The organism is Leptothrix discophora, from assembly GCF_030705305.1.
GTDB lineage: Bacteria > Pseudomonadota > Gammaproteobacteria > Burkholderiales > Burkholderiaceae_C > Sphaerotilus > Sphaerotilus discophorus.
In genome coordinates, this window is the sequence record NZ_JAUZEE010000001.1 from 348713 (window position 1) to 362833 (window position 14121).

The following is a 14121-nucleotide window of genomic DNA, read 5'->3' on the forward strand; positions in this document are numbered from 1 at the left end:
CATGTCCATCGTCCTGGATGCCCTGCGCAAGGCCGAAGCCGAACGGGCCCGTGGCGAGGTGCCCGGCCTGCACAGCGGCCTCGGTCCGGCGGTGGTGCCGCTGCCGGCCAGCCGCACCGCTGCCTTGCCCTGGGCCTGGCTGGCGGCCGGTGCCGGCGGCCTGCTGGTGCTGATCGCGGTGGTGATCGGTGCGGGCGCCTGGTGGCGCTGGGTCCGTGCGGACGTGGCGCAACCGGCGAACGGGTCATTCGCGGGCGTGTCACAACCGTCGCAACCTTCGCCATCGACACCGCTGCCGTCCGCGTCGGTGCCGGTCCCGAGCCCGGCCACCACGCCGGCACCGATCGCAGCGACGGCTCGCGTGACAGCAGGTCCGACGCCCGTTCCTGCACCGGCACCGGTCCCGACGCCCGTCACCCCGCCGGCCGCGCCGGCCGCGGCGACCTCGCCCACGAAGATCGTGCCGCTGGGCCAGGCCACGCCGGCGCCGCAGGCCAACACGGTTCCTTCAACGATCACGCCGCCGATCGCGCCGATCACGCCGGTCGCTCCGGCCGTTGCCGCCCCGGCCACCCCGCCGGCCGATGGCCGCCCGGTCGCGCTGGCCGACCTGCCCGAGGACGTGCGCCGGGAGCTGCCGCCGTTGAGCGTGGGCGGCCTGATCCAGATGGACGACCCGCCGCGTCGCAGCCTGATCATCAACGGCGTGATCGTGATGGAAGGCGAGGCGATCCAGCCCGGCCTCGTGCTCGAACGCATCGGCAACGGCCAGGCCGTGCTGCGCCACAAGGGCTGGCGGGTGCTGCTGGGCATCTGAGCGCGGCCGCACGCCGACCGGCTTCGCGTGCGGTATTGCCAGTTCGGGCGTGGCGCCGGTCGCATCGGGCGAGTTGACGCTGGCACCGGCCGGGCGCGACAGTCCTCCAGCCGACTTGCCGCCTTGGCAGACCCGTCGCGCAGGAGGAAGACAAGATGCCCAAGACCCTCGTGTTCTGTGCCGACGGCACCTGGAACGGCCCCGACGACGACAACGCGCCGACGGCCGCCGCCGCAGCCGCCGATCCGACCCGCGCCGGCCCGGACGGCCCGGACGAGAAGGAGCGCAAGCTCGACGGCATCACCAACGTGCTCAAGCTCTTCCAGGCGCTGGAGGGTGAACGGCTCGGTTACGACGACGCCGAGGCCGAGGAGCAGGAGAAGGTCCTGGTGGTCGACGGCGTGGAGGTCCAGCGCGCCCGTTACATCCACGGCGTCGGCGATTCGGGCGGGCCGATCACCACGCTGTTCGGCGGCACCTTCGGCGCGGGGATCATCTCGCGCATCGTGCGTGGCTACACCTTCCTGTCGCGCAACCACGAGCCGGGCGACGCGATCGTCATCGTCGGCTTCAGCCGCGGTGCCTACACCGCCCGCGCGCTGGCCGGCCTGGTGGCCGGGCAGGGGCTGTTGCGCAAGGGCCTGACCCAGCCGAAGGAAGCCGCCTACCAGGCTGGCGCCAAGGCCTGGTTCCGCTACCGCAAGAACCGCAGCCAGAACCTGGACTGGCGGGCCCGGCTGGCCGAATCGGTGTCGCACCTGGGTGCCTTCATCCGCAGCGACGGGCTGAAGGACACGGACTTCGTGCCGGTCGAGCGCATCCGCGCCGTGGCGGTCTGGGACACCGTCGGATCGCTGGGCCTGCCCGACTACCAGGGCAACATCCGCAAGGACCGCTACCAGTTCGCCGACAACCAGCTCAGCGAGAAGGTCGAATGGGGCCTGCATGCGGTCGCGCGCGGCGAGCGCCGGGTCGACTTCACGCCGACGCTGTGGGAGCCCACGCGCGGCCAGATCCTGCAGATGCAGTTTCCCGGCGCGCACTCGGACGTTGGCGGTGGCTACCCGGCTGGCGAGGAATCCGGCCTGTCCAACATCAGCCTGAACTGGATGGCCGGCGAACTGCGCCGGCTGGGCGTGCGCATCCGGGAGGACCTGGCCGAGTTGCATCCCGGCAACCCGCTGGGCCCGGCCCACAAGCCCTGGGAATCGCCGACCTTCCGCTTCGCCGGCAAGGCCGACCGCGACCTGGACGCGCAGGGCGTGCCGCGTCATCTGGCGGTCGACGAGCGCCTGGCGGCGCTGGCGGGCAAGCCCGAGCCGTTCGCCTGAGGTCAGGCCGACTGGAGCGCCGCGAGCTGCCGCCTGAGCGCCGCGTTCTCGGCCTCCAGCTCGGCGATGCGCGCGCGCAGCACCTCGACCGAATCGGGTGCGCCGCCTGAGGTCTCTGCAGACGCGTCGGCAGCCGCATCGGCCGCGCCGTCCTCGCGCGGCTTGCGGCGGGCCTCGCGGGCGCGCCGGGCGGCCTGCTTGAGCTCGTCCTTGCCACCGCTGGCGGCGGCGACCTGTTCCTCGGCCGGCAACGTCGCCACGGCGGCGGCGGCGCTGATCGACAGGTCGCCGGCCCGCACGGCCGCGACGACTTCCGGCGCGGCCTGCTGGTGGATCTTCTCGATCATCGCGACCTGGGCCGGGCTCAGGCGCGCGGCGCGGGCCAGCTCCTCGCGGCTCTTGAGGGCGGACGGCGCGATCGGTGCGGCGGCGGGGCTGCCATCCGCCGATGCCGTGACGGGGGGCGCGCCGTCGACATCCCAGGGCGCGGCGTCGCGGGCGGGCGGGGCGTCGGTGGCCGGGTCCTGCGAGGTCCGCTCGGCCGCCTCCTGCAATTGGCGCTCGCGCCGCGCCTTGACGATCTCGCGCTGGCGCAGCGCCAGCTCGCCGCGCTGGAAGTCGGTCAGGCTGCGACGGCCGAGGTGCTGCTCGATCATCCACAGCTTGACGTCCTCGACCGAGCGGAAGCGCGTGTTCTGGACCGTGCGGAAGGGCAGGCCGTGCTTCTGGCAGATGCCGTAGCGGTTGTGGCCGTCCACCAGCAGCTCGCCCCACAGCACCAGCGCATCGCGGCAGCCTTCGGTGACGAGGCTGCGCTCGAGCGCATCGTGCTCGTCGGGCGTCAGCGGGTCGATGTAGGCCTGGATCTCGGGGTCTATGACGATGCGGGTGTCTGACATGGGCGGCGGTCTGGGCTCGTGGAAGGACGCGAAAGGGCGCGGATTCTAGGGGGCCGGGGTGTCGCGGCCGGACCGGCGATGATCCGGCCCCTGCTCGCCTGCCTGCCCACCCGTTCCCCGGCCCCGCACCCACCGCCCGACCATGCGCTCGCCCATCTCCATCGTCGACGTCGACCGCCCGATCACCTGGACCCGCTACCGCAAGGGCCTGTGCGACGACTGCGCCGCCAACTGCTGCACGATGCCCGTGGAGGTGCGCTTGCCGGACCTCGTCCGGCTCGACCTGGTCGATCCGTTCGAGGCCGAGCACGAGGCGCCGAAGCAGATCGCCCGGCGGCTGGAGAAAGCCCGCGTGGTCGAGCGCTACCACGTCAGGTCGGGCATCTACACGCTGGCGCGGCGGGCCAATGGCGACTGCCATTTCCTGGACGCCGCGAGCCGCCGCTGCACGGTCTACGCGCAGCGCCCGGACACCTGCCGCAAGCATCCGGAGGTCGGGCCGAGGCCGGGGCATTGCCCGTACGGGCGCCGCATCTGACGGGCCGGCCCTCGCCGGCCCGAGCCGGCTTGTTCCCGCGTCAGTCCCCGGTCGACGGCTGCGCGGCAGCGTGCATCGCCCGCGCCATCACGCCGGCCAGCGCCGCCGAGGCCTTGCGGGCGACCGCCGGGTCGGCCCGGCTGGTCAGCGCGATCGGCACGCGCGCGCCCAGCACCACGCCGCTGGACGAGGCGCCGGCGAGGTACTCGAGCTGCTTGGCGAGCATGTTGCCGGCCTCCAGGTCGGGCACGACCAGGATGTCAGCCTGGCCGGCCACCGGCGACTCGATGCCCTTGATGCGCGCGGCCTCGGCCGAGATCGCGTTGTCGAAGGCGAGCGGGCCGTCCAGCGTGGCGTGCGCGATCTGGCCTCGGTCGGCCATCTTGCACAGCGCGGCGGCGTCCAGCGTCGAGGCGATGCGCGGCGTCACCGTCTCGACCGCCGACAGCAGCGCGACCCTGGGCCGGTCCACGCCCAGCGCGCGGGCCAGGTCGACGGCGTTGCGCACGATGTCGGCCTTGTCCTCCAGCGTCGGCGCGATGTTGATGGCCGCGTCGGTCACCAGCAGCGGGCGCGGATAGGCCGGCACCTCGAAGCGGAAGACATGCGACATGCGCCGGCCGGTGCGCAGCCCGCGCTCGGCCAGCACCGCCGCCATCAGCTCGTCGGTGTGCAGGCTGCCCTTCATCAGCATGCCGACCTCGCCCCGCGCGGCCAGCATCGCGGCGGTGGTGGCCGAGGCATGGCTGTGCTCGGTGTCGACGATCTCGACGCCGTCGAGCGACAGGCCCAGGCTCGCGGCCAGCGCCAGCAGCCGGGACCGCGGGGCGACCAGCACCGGCACGATCAGGCCGGCCTCGGCCGAATCGAGCGCGCCGCGCAGCGAGGCCTCGTCGCAGGGATGCACCACCGCGCAGCGCACGGCGGGGTGGCCCTGGAGCGTCGCGAGCCATTCCTCGATGCGGGCCTCCGGGTCGAACAGGTGCAGCGTGGGCAGTGCCGCACGGCGCCGGCTGATGCGCGTGGTCGGGGCCCGGACCAGCGCCTCGCCGGTCACCACTGGCTCGCCGTTCTGGTTCAGCACCGTGCAGTCCATGCGGACGTGACGGTGGGCGTCGTCCTTGTCCTTGACGCACAGCGTGACGGTCAGCGTGTCGCCGACCCGCACCGGCAGCAGGAACTTCAGGCTCTGTTCCAGGTAGATCGTGCCGGGGCCGGGGAATTCGGTGCCCAGCACGCTGGAGATCAGCGCGCCGGCCCACATGCCATGGGCGATCACGCCGTGGAAGCGCGTGCCCTCGGCGTATTCGTCGTCGATGTGGGCGGGGTTGACGTCGCCCGACACCAGCGCGAAGGCGTTGATGTCGTCGCGGCTGAGGGTGCGGCGCATCTGCGCGCACTGGCCCACGCGCAGCTCGTCGTAGGTGATGTTCTCGATGACTTCGTCAGGGGCGATCATGGCGGTCCAGTGGAGGAGGGGTCGGGCCGGTCGGCTCAGCGCACCGCGTGCGCGCCGCCGTCGACGAACAGGGTCTGGCCGGTCATGCCGGTGGCGTCCGGGCCGACCAGGAAGGCGACGCAGCCGCCGACCTCGTCGAGCGTGACCAGGCGGCGCAGCGGCGCGGTCTCGACGGTGCGGGCCATCAGGCCATCGAAGTCGACCAGGCCGGAGGCCGCGCGGGTGGGCATCGGACCGGGCGAGACCGCATGCACGCGGATGTTCCGGCCGCCCAGCTCCAGTGCCATGTAGCGCACCATCGATTCGAGCGCGGCCTTCACCGGACCCATCAGGCCGTAGTGGGCGATGGCCTCGTCCGCGCCGAGGTAGCTCATGGTCACCAGCACCCCGCCGCGCACGGCCAGGTGCGGCTCGCACAGGCGGGCCAGCTCGGCGAAGGAATGGCAGGACACCTCGACCGCGCGGGCGAAGCCGGCCGCGCTGCTGTCGACCACGCGACCGTGCAGGTCGGCCAGCGGTGCCCAGGCGATCGAGTGGACCGCGAAGTCCAGCACGCCGTCCGCACCGGCGGCCTCGGCCACCACCGCTTCGAGCGCGCCGGGCTGCTCGATGTCGCAGACCCGCAGCGTCGCGCCGATGGAGTCGGCCAGCGGTTGCGCATGGGTCCGGGCCTTCTCGTTCAGGCAGGTCATCAGGACCTCGGCGCCCCGCGCCTTCAAGGTCCGTGCGCAGCCCCAGGCGATGCTGTGGTCGTTGGCGACGCCCAGCACGAGGCCACGGCGGCCGGCCAGCGGCAGGCGCTCCAGGGCCGCGGACGAGGCGCTGAAAGAAGGGATGGGCATGGGCATGGGCATGGGCATGGGCATGGGCATGGGTCGGGTCAGGAATGGACAAAAGGCAATGTAGGTGGGTCCAGCCGGACTTGAAACTGATCGACATCAAGAGAACAGTCAGGGTCACCACCGATCACGCGGCATCTTGCCGGCGCGGCATCTCAGCGGCGTGACGCGACGCGGCGACCCGGCCGATCGAGAATTCGTCGCTGCACATTCATCGTCAACCGCATCGCCAACCGCATCCTCAACCGCATCCTGGACTGGAGCTTTTCATGACCCGACGCATCGCGATCATCGGCACCGGCTGGGTCGGCACCAGCGTGGCCATGGCCACCCTGCAGGCCGGCGTGGCCGACGAACTCTGGCTGCACGACGCCCGCAGCGCCATCGCCGAGGGCGAGGCGATGGACCTGGCGCACGGCGCCGCCTTCTACCCGCCGTGCCGGGTGCGGGCGGTGGCCGAGCTGGCGGAGGTCCGCGCCTGCGACGTCGTCGTCGTGGCCGCCGGCCGCAATGGCAAGCCCGGCGAATCCCGGCTGGACCTTTTGCGCGACAACGCCCGGCTGATCGCCGAGATCGGTCGCACGCTGGCCAGCGGCTTCGACGGCACCGTCGTGCTGGTGACCAACCCGGTGGACGTGCTGACCCAGGTCATGACCGAAGCCAGCGGCCTGCCGCCCTCGCGTGTGCTGGGCACCGGCACCATGCTCGACACCGCCCGGCTGCGCCAGATGCTGGGGGCCGAGCTGCGGCTGGACACGCACTCGATCCATGCCCAGGTGATCGGCGAGCACGGCGATTCGGAGGTCGTGCTGTGGTCCGGCGCCCGGGTCGGCGGCATGCCGCTGCGGCAGTGGCAGGGCTGGGACGCAGCGACGCTGGAGCCGCGCATCGCGCACGACGTGCGCCGCGCCGCCTACGAGGTCATCCAGCGCAAGGGCGCCACCAACCACGCGATCGGCCTGGTGACGGCCAACCTGCTGGGCACGCTGCTGCGCGGCGAGCGCCGGCTGCTGACCGTCTCGCGCCTGCAGTCCGGCGCCTGCGCTCTGCAGGGCGTGGCGTTGTCCTTGCCGACGGTGGTCAGCGCCGCCGGCGGCACCGAGGTCATCGAGCCTGCGATGGACGAGGCCGAACGCGCCGCGCTGCAGGCGTCGGCCGAGGTGCTGCGCCGGGCGCTGGGCACGCTGGCGGGCTGAGACGGGGAGGGCGGCATCAGCGGATCGACGGCAGGCTCGGCCCTGGCGGGCGCAGCCGTTCGAGGTCGGTCAGGCAGCCGTTGACCGGCAGATCGGCCGGGCCGGGGGCGGCGTCCGGCCGGTCCTGCCAGGGCCGCAGCAGTTGCTGCAGCGCGGCGACGATCCAGGCGTTCCAGTCGGGCAGCCCGGCGCTCGGCCGGTGGACGCCCGCCGGGCCGGCTGCGGGGCATGCGCTCAGGATGGGCTGGCTGCGTGCGCCATGCGCCACCACCAGCGGCAGCACGCCGCAGGCCCGCTCGCCGCAGTCGGCGGCGGCCGGGTCGTCACGGCTCTGGATCATCGCGACGCCGTGCTGTGTCAGGTCGGCCAGCCCGGTGCGGACCCAGGCGCTGTCCATCCCCATTCCGGGTGGGACGTAGCCGGCATCCACCGTCAGCAGGGCCCGGACCTGGATGCGCGCACCGGCGCCCGGTGCCCAGCGCCGGGCCAGGGCCTCGATCGAACCGGCTGCACGGCCGCTGCCCAGCAGCGCGGTGGTCTCGCAGGCCACGGGCACGTCCGGCATCGCGCAAAGCTGATCGACGGCGTCGGCGACCTCGGCCTCCGGCCGGCCCGCGCCGACCAGCGTCAGCGTGACGTGACCGGCCACCAGCAAGGACGTGGCGAGGGCCGGCTCGGGCGAGGCATCGAGCGCCGGGTCCGTCATCACGACGACCAGCGCGCGGCGCTGGCCGGCCGGAACGTCGCCTGGCCAGTGGGCGGTGGCGGCGCTGCGTGCCAGCGTCCGCGCGGCCGGCGGGTCGGTGGACGGTGCGGGGGGCGACGCGGGAGCGGTGTCGCCACCGTTGCCACCGCCACCGCATCCGGACAGCGCCAAGGCGGTCGCCAGCAGCAGGCTGGCCGGGCAGGCCAGGACGTGAGCCGCCGCTCGGGCGTGACTCGCTTGGGTAGTTACGTGATCATTTGTCACGTCAGGGAGTTGACTGCGTCCCCCGGTTTCGCCCTATCCCCCAAAGGTAGGTAGCGTCAGCCGGATGAACACGGCGAAGGCGCAATTTGCGCTTCGGTTACGCGAGGCGATGGTGGCCGAGGGCTATGCCCCTCGGCCGGCCGTGCTCGAGCGCGAGTTCAACACCCGCCACTTCGGCAAGTCGATGACGCTGCACGGCGTGCGGCGCTGGTTGCTGGGCCAGACCATGCCGTCACAGGACAAGCTGCTGACGCTGTCGCGCTGGCTGCGCGTCCCGCCGGAGGACCTGGCCTTCGGCTCGGAGCCGCGCCGGGCGCTGGAGGCCCGCCAGGCCAGCTGGGACCAGGGCATCGGCTATGCCGACCGGCACATCTTCGAGCTCTACCTGAAGCTGCCGGTGCCGGCCCGCAAGACCGCCCGCGACGTGATCGCGGCACTGGCCGTGGCGCACCAGGTCGAAGGGGCCTGAGCGTCGTTCAGGCCAGGGCCTGCACCCATTGCTGCTGACGGGCCTGCAGCACGCGGTCCAGCGAGGGCTGCAAGGCGGCGTCGTCGCCATGCGGGAACAGGCGCTGCAGCCGGGCGCTGGCGATTGCCGGTGTCGCTTCAGACGGCGGCGACGTCACGGTCAAGGTCAGCGGCCGCGTCAGCAGCCAGGCGCCGCGCGCCGTGCCTTCCAGCTCGTCGTCGGGACGCAGCAGCGGCCGGCCCGGGCAGAGCCCGGCCAGCGCGCGCAGCCAGGCGGCGTTGCCGGCCAGCGGGCCTTCGAGCACCAGCGGGCGCGGCGCGCCGCCACCGTCGAGCTGCGTGACCCGTTCTGCCGTCAGCTGGGCGCAGTACAGCGCCGCCAGCGCCGGACGCAGCGCCGCTGGCACGCAGGCCAGCCCGGCCTCGACGACGCTGCCGTGGCGCAGCAGCTGCGGCTGGCGGCCGGCATAGGGGCCGCCCGACTCGGCATGGGCCGGCAGCGCGAGCCAGCCTTGCGCCAGCACCTCGGCCAGCGCGGCCTCGTCGGCCCGCAGCGGGTCGGCGTCGCCGCAGATCGCGGCGAACTCGCGTCCGCCCATGAAGCGCGCGGTGGCCACCGGTCGGCCGTCGACCGCGACGTTGACGAGCTGGTCGTGGGCCGCGTCCAGCCGCTCGGTTGCGGCGCCCGGTGCCATCAGCACGCACCAGGTGCCGGTCGAGACGACGGTGGCATCCGGGTGGCTCGGCAGGTAGCGGGCCAGGCAGGCGTTGCTGTCGTGCGAGCCGACGTGGACCTGCACGTCGCCGCGCAGCCCCAGCTGCGCGGCCAGCGCGGGCCGCAGCGGGCCGAGCACCTCCCAGGCCGACCGCATCGGCGCGAAACGTGCGGCCAGGCCGCTGCGCACGGCCCAGTCGCTGGGGCGGTCGTCACGCGGACGCCACAGGTCGGTGTGGCAGCCCAGCGAGGAACGCTCGCTCGCCGCCACGCCGCTGAACCACCAGGCCCAGTACTGCGGCCAGGCCAGCCAGTGCTGCACGCGCTGGCAGGCTTCGGGATGGTTCTCCAGCAGCCAGTGCAGCTGGATGCCGGCGTTGAGCCCCTGCGGCAGGCGCGGGCTGCCGCTGTCGGCATAGGCGTCGACGGCGGCCGCGTGGCGCGCGTGCAGTTCGCCGTAGCCGTCCCATTCGTAGTCCATCGGCGGCAGCACCAGGCCGTCGGCATCGATGCCGCAGAAGGCCGCGCCGTGGGTGGTGATCGACAGGCGCCGCACCGCGTCGCCTGCGGCCAGCGCCGGGATGGCGTCGAGCAGCCAGCCCTGCAGCGCGGCCACGCCCAGCGCGGTGTAGGCCGGGCCGTCGACGGCGGCGGGCGTGCTGGCGTTGGGCTGCACCCGGCGCTCGCGCACGTGGCCGTCGGCATCGATCAGCAGCAGCTTGGCGTTGCTCTTGCCGATGTCGAGGACCAGGGTCAGGTCGTCCTGCAGGGGCATCGCGGGGTTCAGTCGAGGTGGAACAGGCAGGCGAGCGGCTCGGCCACCGGCGAGCCGTCCGGGTGGGCCCGCATGATGTCGGCCATGTGGGCCCACCAGCGCTGCATCACCGGATGCTCGGGCAGGCGCTCCATGGTGTGGCCGTGGGCGCGGCGCAGGACCGCGAACAGCACGAGGCTGTCCGGGTCCAGGTAGATGCTGTAGTCGCTGATGCCGCTGACCTTGAGCAGCTCGACCAGCTCGGGCCAGATCGCGTCGTGGCGGCGCCGGTACTCGTCGACCTGGCCGGGGTTGAGGAACATCCGGAAGGCGAACTTCTCGGTCGGCGCGGCGTGGCTGGGGTGGCTCATGTCGTGATCCTCCGGATGCTTCAGGCGGCCTGGGCTGCCGGCTTGCCGGCTGCCGGTGCCGAGGGCCGCCGGCGCAGCCAGCGCGGCAGCACCATCGCGACGATCAGGAGGGCGCCGACGATCATCGACATGACGATGCCGGCGACGTTCATCATGCCCAGCGCGAAGGTGAAGCCGCCCATCAGCACGGCCGCCAGCGCAACGCCGACGATGCTGCCGCGCCCGCCCTCGATGGCCACGCCGCCGAGGATCACGATGGTGATGGCGTCCAGCTCCCAGCCCATCGCCAGGTTGGGCCGTGTGCTGCCGATGCGGCCGGTCAGCAGCACGGCGGCCAGCGCGGCCATGACGCCCGCGAAGATGAACAGGCCCAGGCGGTAGCGGTCCACCGCGATGCCCGAGAAGCGCGAGGCGATCGGGTTGGCGCCGATCGCGTAGATGCGCCTGCCCATCACGCTGCGGTGCAGGAACAGGCCCACGGCCAGCGTGGCCAGCAGCATCACGGCGAACTCGATCGGCACGATCAGGCGGGTCGGGTCTTCCAGCCCGAACAGGTCGCCCAGGCTGCCGTTGCCCCAGGTGCTGAGGGTCTCCGGGTAGCCGGTGATGGCCTGGTCGCCCAGCAGCACCAGCGCGAGGCCGCGGTAGAGCGACAGCGTGCCGATGGTGACGACGATGCTGGGCAGCTTCCAGCGCGTCACCAGCCAGCCGTTGAGCGCACCGCAGGCCACGCCGGTGGCGAGCGCGGCCAGCAGCATCAGCGGCAGGCTGGCGCCGGCCTGCATCGCATAGCCCATGGCCAGCGAGGCCAGCGCCATGGTCGCCGCGATCGACAGGTCGATCTCGCCGGAGACGATCAGCAGCGCCATGGCCAGCGCGATCAGGGCTTTCTCGCTGAAGTTGAAGGTGCTGTCGGCCAGCGCGTAGGGCGACAGGAAGTTGTCGACCGTCAGGCCGAAGGTCAGGTAGACGAGCGCGATCAGGCCGATCAGCACGCGTTCCCAGGTGTCGAGGGCTTTCATGCGCGGGCTCCGTGTGGGGCAGTGGCGACGCGGGCGGCGTCATGGCGTTCGAGGATCTGGCGACCCCGCTGGCGCTGCGTGCCGGCATTGAGCGCGACCGAGACGAGGATGACCGCGCCGGCGATGGCCTGCTGCCAGAACGGCGAGACCTGGATCACCGGCAGCGCGCCGTTGACCACGCCGATGAAGAGCACGCCCAGCAGCGCACCGCCGACCGTGCCGACGCCGCCGCCGATGCTGACGCCGCCGATCACGCAGGCCGCGATCACGGTCAGCTCGAAGCCCGAGGCCAGCTCGGTGAAGGCGATCGAGTAGCGGCCGACCCACAGCAGCCCGGCGATGCCGGCCAGCAGGCCCGACAGCGTGTAGGCCATCAGCAGGCGTCGCTGCACCGGGATGCCGGCATAGACCGCCGCGGACGGGTGGCCGCCGAAGGCGTAGAGCTCGCGGCCTTCGCGCCGCCAGCGCAGCAGCCAGGCACCGAACAGCAGTGCGGCGGCGGCGAACCACAGCAGCGCGGGCAGGCCGGCCCAGGTCTCGCGCGGCAGGCCCTTGATGAGCGGATGGATCTCGTGGTCGGAGATCCAGGCGCCGCCGCTGACCACGAAGATCGCGCCACGGTAGGCCGACATCGTGCCCAGCGTGACGACGATGGCCGGCAGGTTGAAGCGCACGATCAGCCAGCCGTTGACGGCACCCAGCAGCGCGCCGATGCCGGCGGCCATGGCCAGCAACGCCACCAGCGGGATGCCCGGCCAGGCCCGGCCGGCCAGCGCGCACAGCATGCCGGTCAGCGCCAGGTTGCTGGCCACCGACAGATCGACGCCGCGCGTGAGCAGCACCAGCATCTGGCCGATCACCAGAATGGCGAGGATGGCCGAGTCGTTGGCGATGTCCAGCGCGTTGCGCACGGTCAGGAAGACCGGCGCGCGGGCGCCGACGGCCAGGGCGATGACCAGGATGATGGCGAGCAGGATCCACTCGCGGCGCAGGTGGGGAAGGTTGGGGCGCGTCATGCGGCAGGCTCCGCCTGGAGGTGCAGGGCCGGGGCGGGCGGGACCGTTCCGGCAGCGTGGTGGGCCAGCGGCCCGGCGCCGCCGTGCGACAGGCCCGAGGCGGCGGCGACGAGGGTCTCGGCATCGGCCTGCCCCGCCTCGAACTCGGCCACCGGCCGGCCGCGCCGCATCACGATCGTGCGGTGCGCGAGGTGCATCACCTCGGGCAGTTCGGAGGACACCAGGATCACCGCCAGGCCCTGTTCGACCATCTCGGCGATCAGGTGGTAGACGGCCTGCTTGGCGCCGACGTCGATGCCCTTGGTCGGTTCGTCGAGGATGACGATGCGCGGCTCCAGGCCGAGCCACTTGGCGATCACGACCTTCTGCTGGTTGCCGCCCGACAGGCCCGACAGCGGCGTGTCCTGGCTGGCGGTCTTGATGCGCAGCCGCTCGATCATGCGGGCGGCCAGGCCCTGTTCGCGCCCGGCCGACAGCCACGGACCGCGCGACAGGCTGGCGCCGATGGCGCTGCGCGGACCGGCCAGTCCGGCGAGGCTGATGTTGTGGCGCACCGAGAACGCCAGGATGCCGCCCTGGCGCTGGCGTTCCTCGGGCACGTAGGCCAGTCCGGCGGCGATGGCGTCGCCGGGCCGGCGGATGTCGACCGGCCGGCCGTCGATGCGGACCTGGCCGCTCGCATCGGGGTTCAGGCCCATCAGCGCGAGCATGACCTCGCTGCGGCCAGCACCGACCAGGCCGTAGAAGCCGAGGATCTCGCCACGCCGCAGCTCGAAGGAGACATCGGCGAACTCGGTCGGGTGGCTCAGGCCGTGAACCTGCAGCACGGTGTCGCCGCGGCGGTCGGCCACCGGCGGGTAGATGTCGGCGATCTCGCGGCCGGCCATCAGCGCGACGAGCTGCTGCTCCTGCGCCTCGGCGATGCGGCCGCTGCCGACCGAGGCGCCGTCGCGCAGGACCACGTAGCGGTCGCACACGGCCATGATCTCGTCGAACTTGTGGGTGATGAAGAGGACGGCCACGCCCTGTGCCTTCAGGCCACGCACGATGCCGAAGAAGTCGCGGATCTCCGCCTGCGACAGCGCGGCGGTCGGCTCGTCGAGGATGACCACGCGGGCCCGCTGGGACAGCGCCCGGGCGATCTCGATCAGGTGGCGCTGGGCCAGGCTCAGCTCGCGCACCAGCGTCGTGGCCGTGAAGCCGGCCGCGTCGCGGTCCACCACCTGGTCCAGCGCGGCCTGGGCCTCCCGGTTCATGCGGGCCCAGTCGATCACGCGCAGCCAGGCCGGGCCCTTCAGCGGCTGGCGGCCGATGAAGATGTTCTCGGCGGCGGTGAGTTCCTCGAACATCACCGTTTCCTGGTGCACCGCGACGATGCCGGCGGCCTGCGCATCCTGCGCGACCGCGAAGCGCACACGTTCGCCGGCCATGCGGATCTCGCCCTCGTCGGGCTGGTGCACGCCGGTCAGCGTCTTGACCAGCGTGGACTTGCCGGCACCGTTCTCGCCGATCAGCGCAAGCGCCTCGCCGGGGACCAGGTCCAGGTCGACCCCGCGCAGCGCGTGGGTCGGCCCGAAGCGTTTGTGCAGGCCGCGCAGCGTGAGCAGCGCGCTCTGGGCAGGGTGGGTGTTCATGGCGTCATTCTGGACAACGGCCCGCTGCGATGCGGGCCGTTGCGGGACTGCTGGGAGTGGTCCGCCACCGCGGTGGACAGGCCTGCAGGACG

General features: G+C 72.8%; 14 protein-coding genes. 5 read left to right on the top strand and 9 right to left on the bottom strand.

From position 1 onward, the window contains the following. Position 1 precedes the first annotated feature (1 nt). Complete coding sequence (locus Q8X39_RS01510; protein WP_305747859.1) at positions 2-817, top strand: general secretion pathway protein GspB; 816 nt, start codon at positions 2-4, stop codon at positions 815-817. A gap of 155 nt (positions 818-972) precedes the next feature. Then, the gene (locus Q8X39_RS01515; protein ID WP_305747860.1) at positions 973-2148 is read left to right on the top strand and encodes a DUF2235 domain-containing protein; all 1176 of its coding nucleotides are present in this window, start codon (positions 973-975) and stop codon (positions 2146-2148) included. Positions 2149-2150: 2 nt separating this feature from the next. On the opposite strand, the gene Q8X39_RS01520 is transcribed toward Q8X39_RS01515, so the two are convergent. Next, complete coding sequence (locus tag Q8X39_RS01520) at positions 2151-3047, bottom strand: plasmid replication/partition related protein (RefSeq protein ID WP_305747861.1); 897 nt, start codon at positions 3045-3047, stop codon at positions 2151-2153. Between the two features lie 142 nt (positions 3048-3189). Here Q8X39_RS01520 and Q8X39_RS01525 point away from each other — a divergent pair, with 142 nt between their 5' ends. Continuing rightward, entirely contained in the window at positions 3190-3585 is a 396-nt protein-coding gene (locus Q8X39_RS01525; RefSeq protein ID WP_305747862.1) for a YkgJ family cysteine cluster protein, read from the top strand. A 40-nt stretch (positions 3586-3625) separates the two neighbouring features. Here Q8X39_RS01525 and Q8X39_RS01530 read toward each other — a convergent pair whose 3' ends face one another. Both Q8X39_RS01530 and fabI read right to left on the bottom strand, forming a co-directional pair. Further along, positions 3626-5044, bottom strand: coding sequence for a bifunctional enoyl-CoA hydratase/phosphate acetyltransferase (locus tag Q8X39_RS01530; RefSeq protein WP_305747863.1), 1419 nt, complete (start codon positions 5042-5044; stop codon positions 3626-3628). A 35-nt stretch (positions 5045-5079) separates the two neighbouring features. After that, positions 5080-5886: an enoyl-ACP reductase FabI gene (gene fabI, locus Q8X39_RS01535; protein ID WP_407067955.1), complete on the bottom strand. Its 807-nt coding sequence runs from the start codon at positions 5884-5886 to the stop codon at positions 5080-5082. Positions 5887-6152: 266 nt separating this feature from the next. On the opposite strand from fabI, the gene Q8X39_RS01540 reads away from it, so the two are divergent. Then, entirely contained in the window at positions 6153-7079 is a 927-nt protein-coding gene (locus Q8X39_RS01540) for an L-lactate dehydrogenase (protein WP_305747864.1), read from the top strand. A gap of 16 nt (positions 7080-7095) precedes the next feature. Here Q8X39_RS01540 and Q8X39_RS01545 read toward each other — a convergent pair whose 3' ends face one another. Continuing rightward, positions 7096-7956, bottom strand: coding sequence for a hypothetical protein (locus Q8X39_RS01545; RefSeq protein WP_305747865.1), 861 nt, complete (start codon positions 7954-7956; stop codon positions 7096-7098). Between the two features lie 157 nt (positions 7957-8113). Between Q8X39_RS01545 and Q8X39_RS01550 the strand changes: the two genes are divergently transcribed. Continuing rightward, complete coding sequence (locus Q8X39_RS01550) at positions 8114-8518, top strand: XRE family transcriptional regulator (RefSeq protein ID WP_305747866.1); 405 nt, start codon at positions 8114-8116, stop codon at positions 8516-8518. A gap of 7 nt (positions 8519-8525) precedes the next feature. On the opposite strand, the gene Q8X39_RS01555 is transcribed toward Q8X39_RS01550, so the two are convergent. From Q8X39_RS01555 to Q8X39_RS01575, 5 genes are read right to left on the bottom strand one after another with little or no spacing between them, the layout of a single operon-like run. Next, entirely contained in the window at positions 8526-10007 is a 1482-nt protein-coding gene (locus Q8X39_RS01555) for an FGGY-family carbohydrate kinase (protein ID WP_305747867.1), read from the bottom strand. Positions 10008-10015: 8 nt separating this feature from the next. Then, positions 10016-10357: an L-rhamnose mutarotase gene (locus tag Q8X39_RS01560; RefSeq protein WP_305747868.1), complete on the bottom strand. Its 342-nt coding sequence runs from the start codon at positions 10355-10357 to the stop codon at positions 10016-10018. Between the two features lie 20 nt (positions 10358-10377). After that, complete coding sequence (locus Q8X39_RS01565; RefSeq protein WP_305747869.1) at positions 10378-11379, bottom strand: ABC transporter permease; 1002 nt, start codon at positions 11377-11379, stop codon at positions 10378-10380. Beyond that, complete coding sequence (locus Q8X39_RS01570; protein ID WP_305747870.1) at positions 11376-12395, bottom strand: ABC transporter permease; 1020 nt, start codon at positions 12393-12395, stop codon at positions 11376-11378. Before Q8X39_RS01570 ends, Q8X39_RS01565 begins: the two co-directional genes overlap by 4 nt. Beyond that, entirely contained in the window at positions 12392-14029 is a 1638-nt protein-coding gene (locus tag Q8X39_RS01575; RefSeq protein WP_305747871.1) for a sugar ABC transporter ATP-binding protein, read from the bottom strand. The genes Q8X39_RS01570 and Q8X39_RS01575 overlap by 4 nt, the downstream gene beginning before the upstream one ends. Positions 14030-14121: the final 92 nt, after the last annotated feature.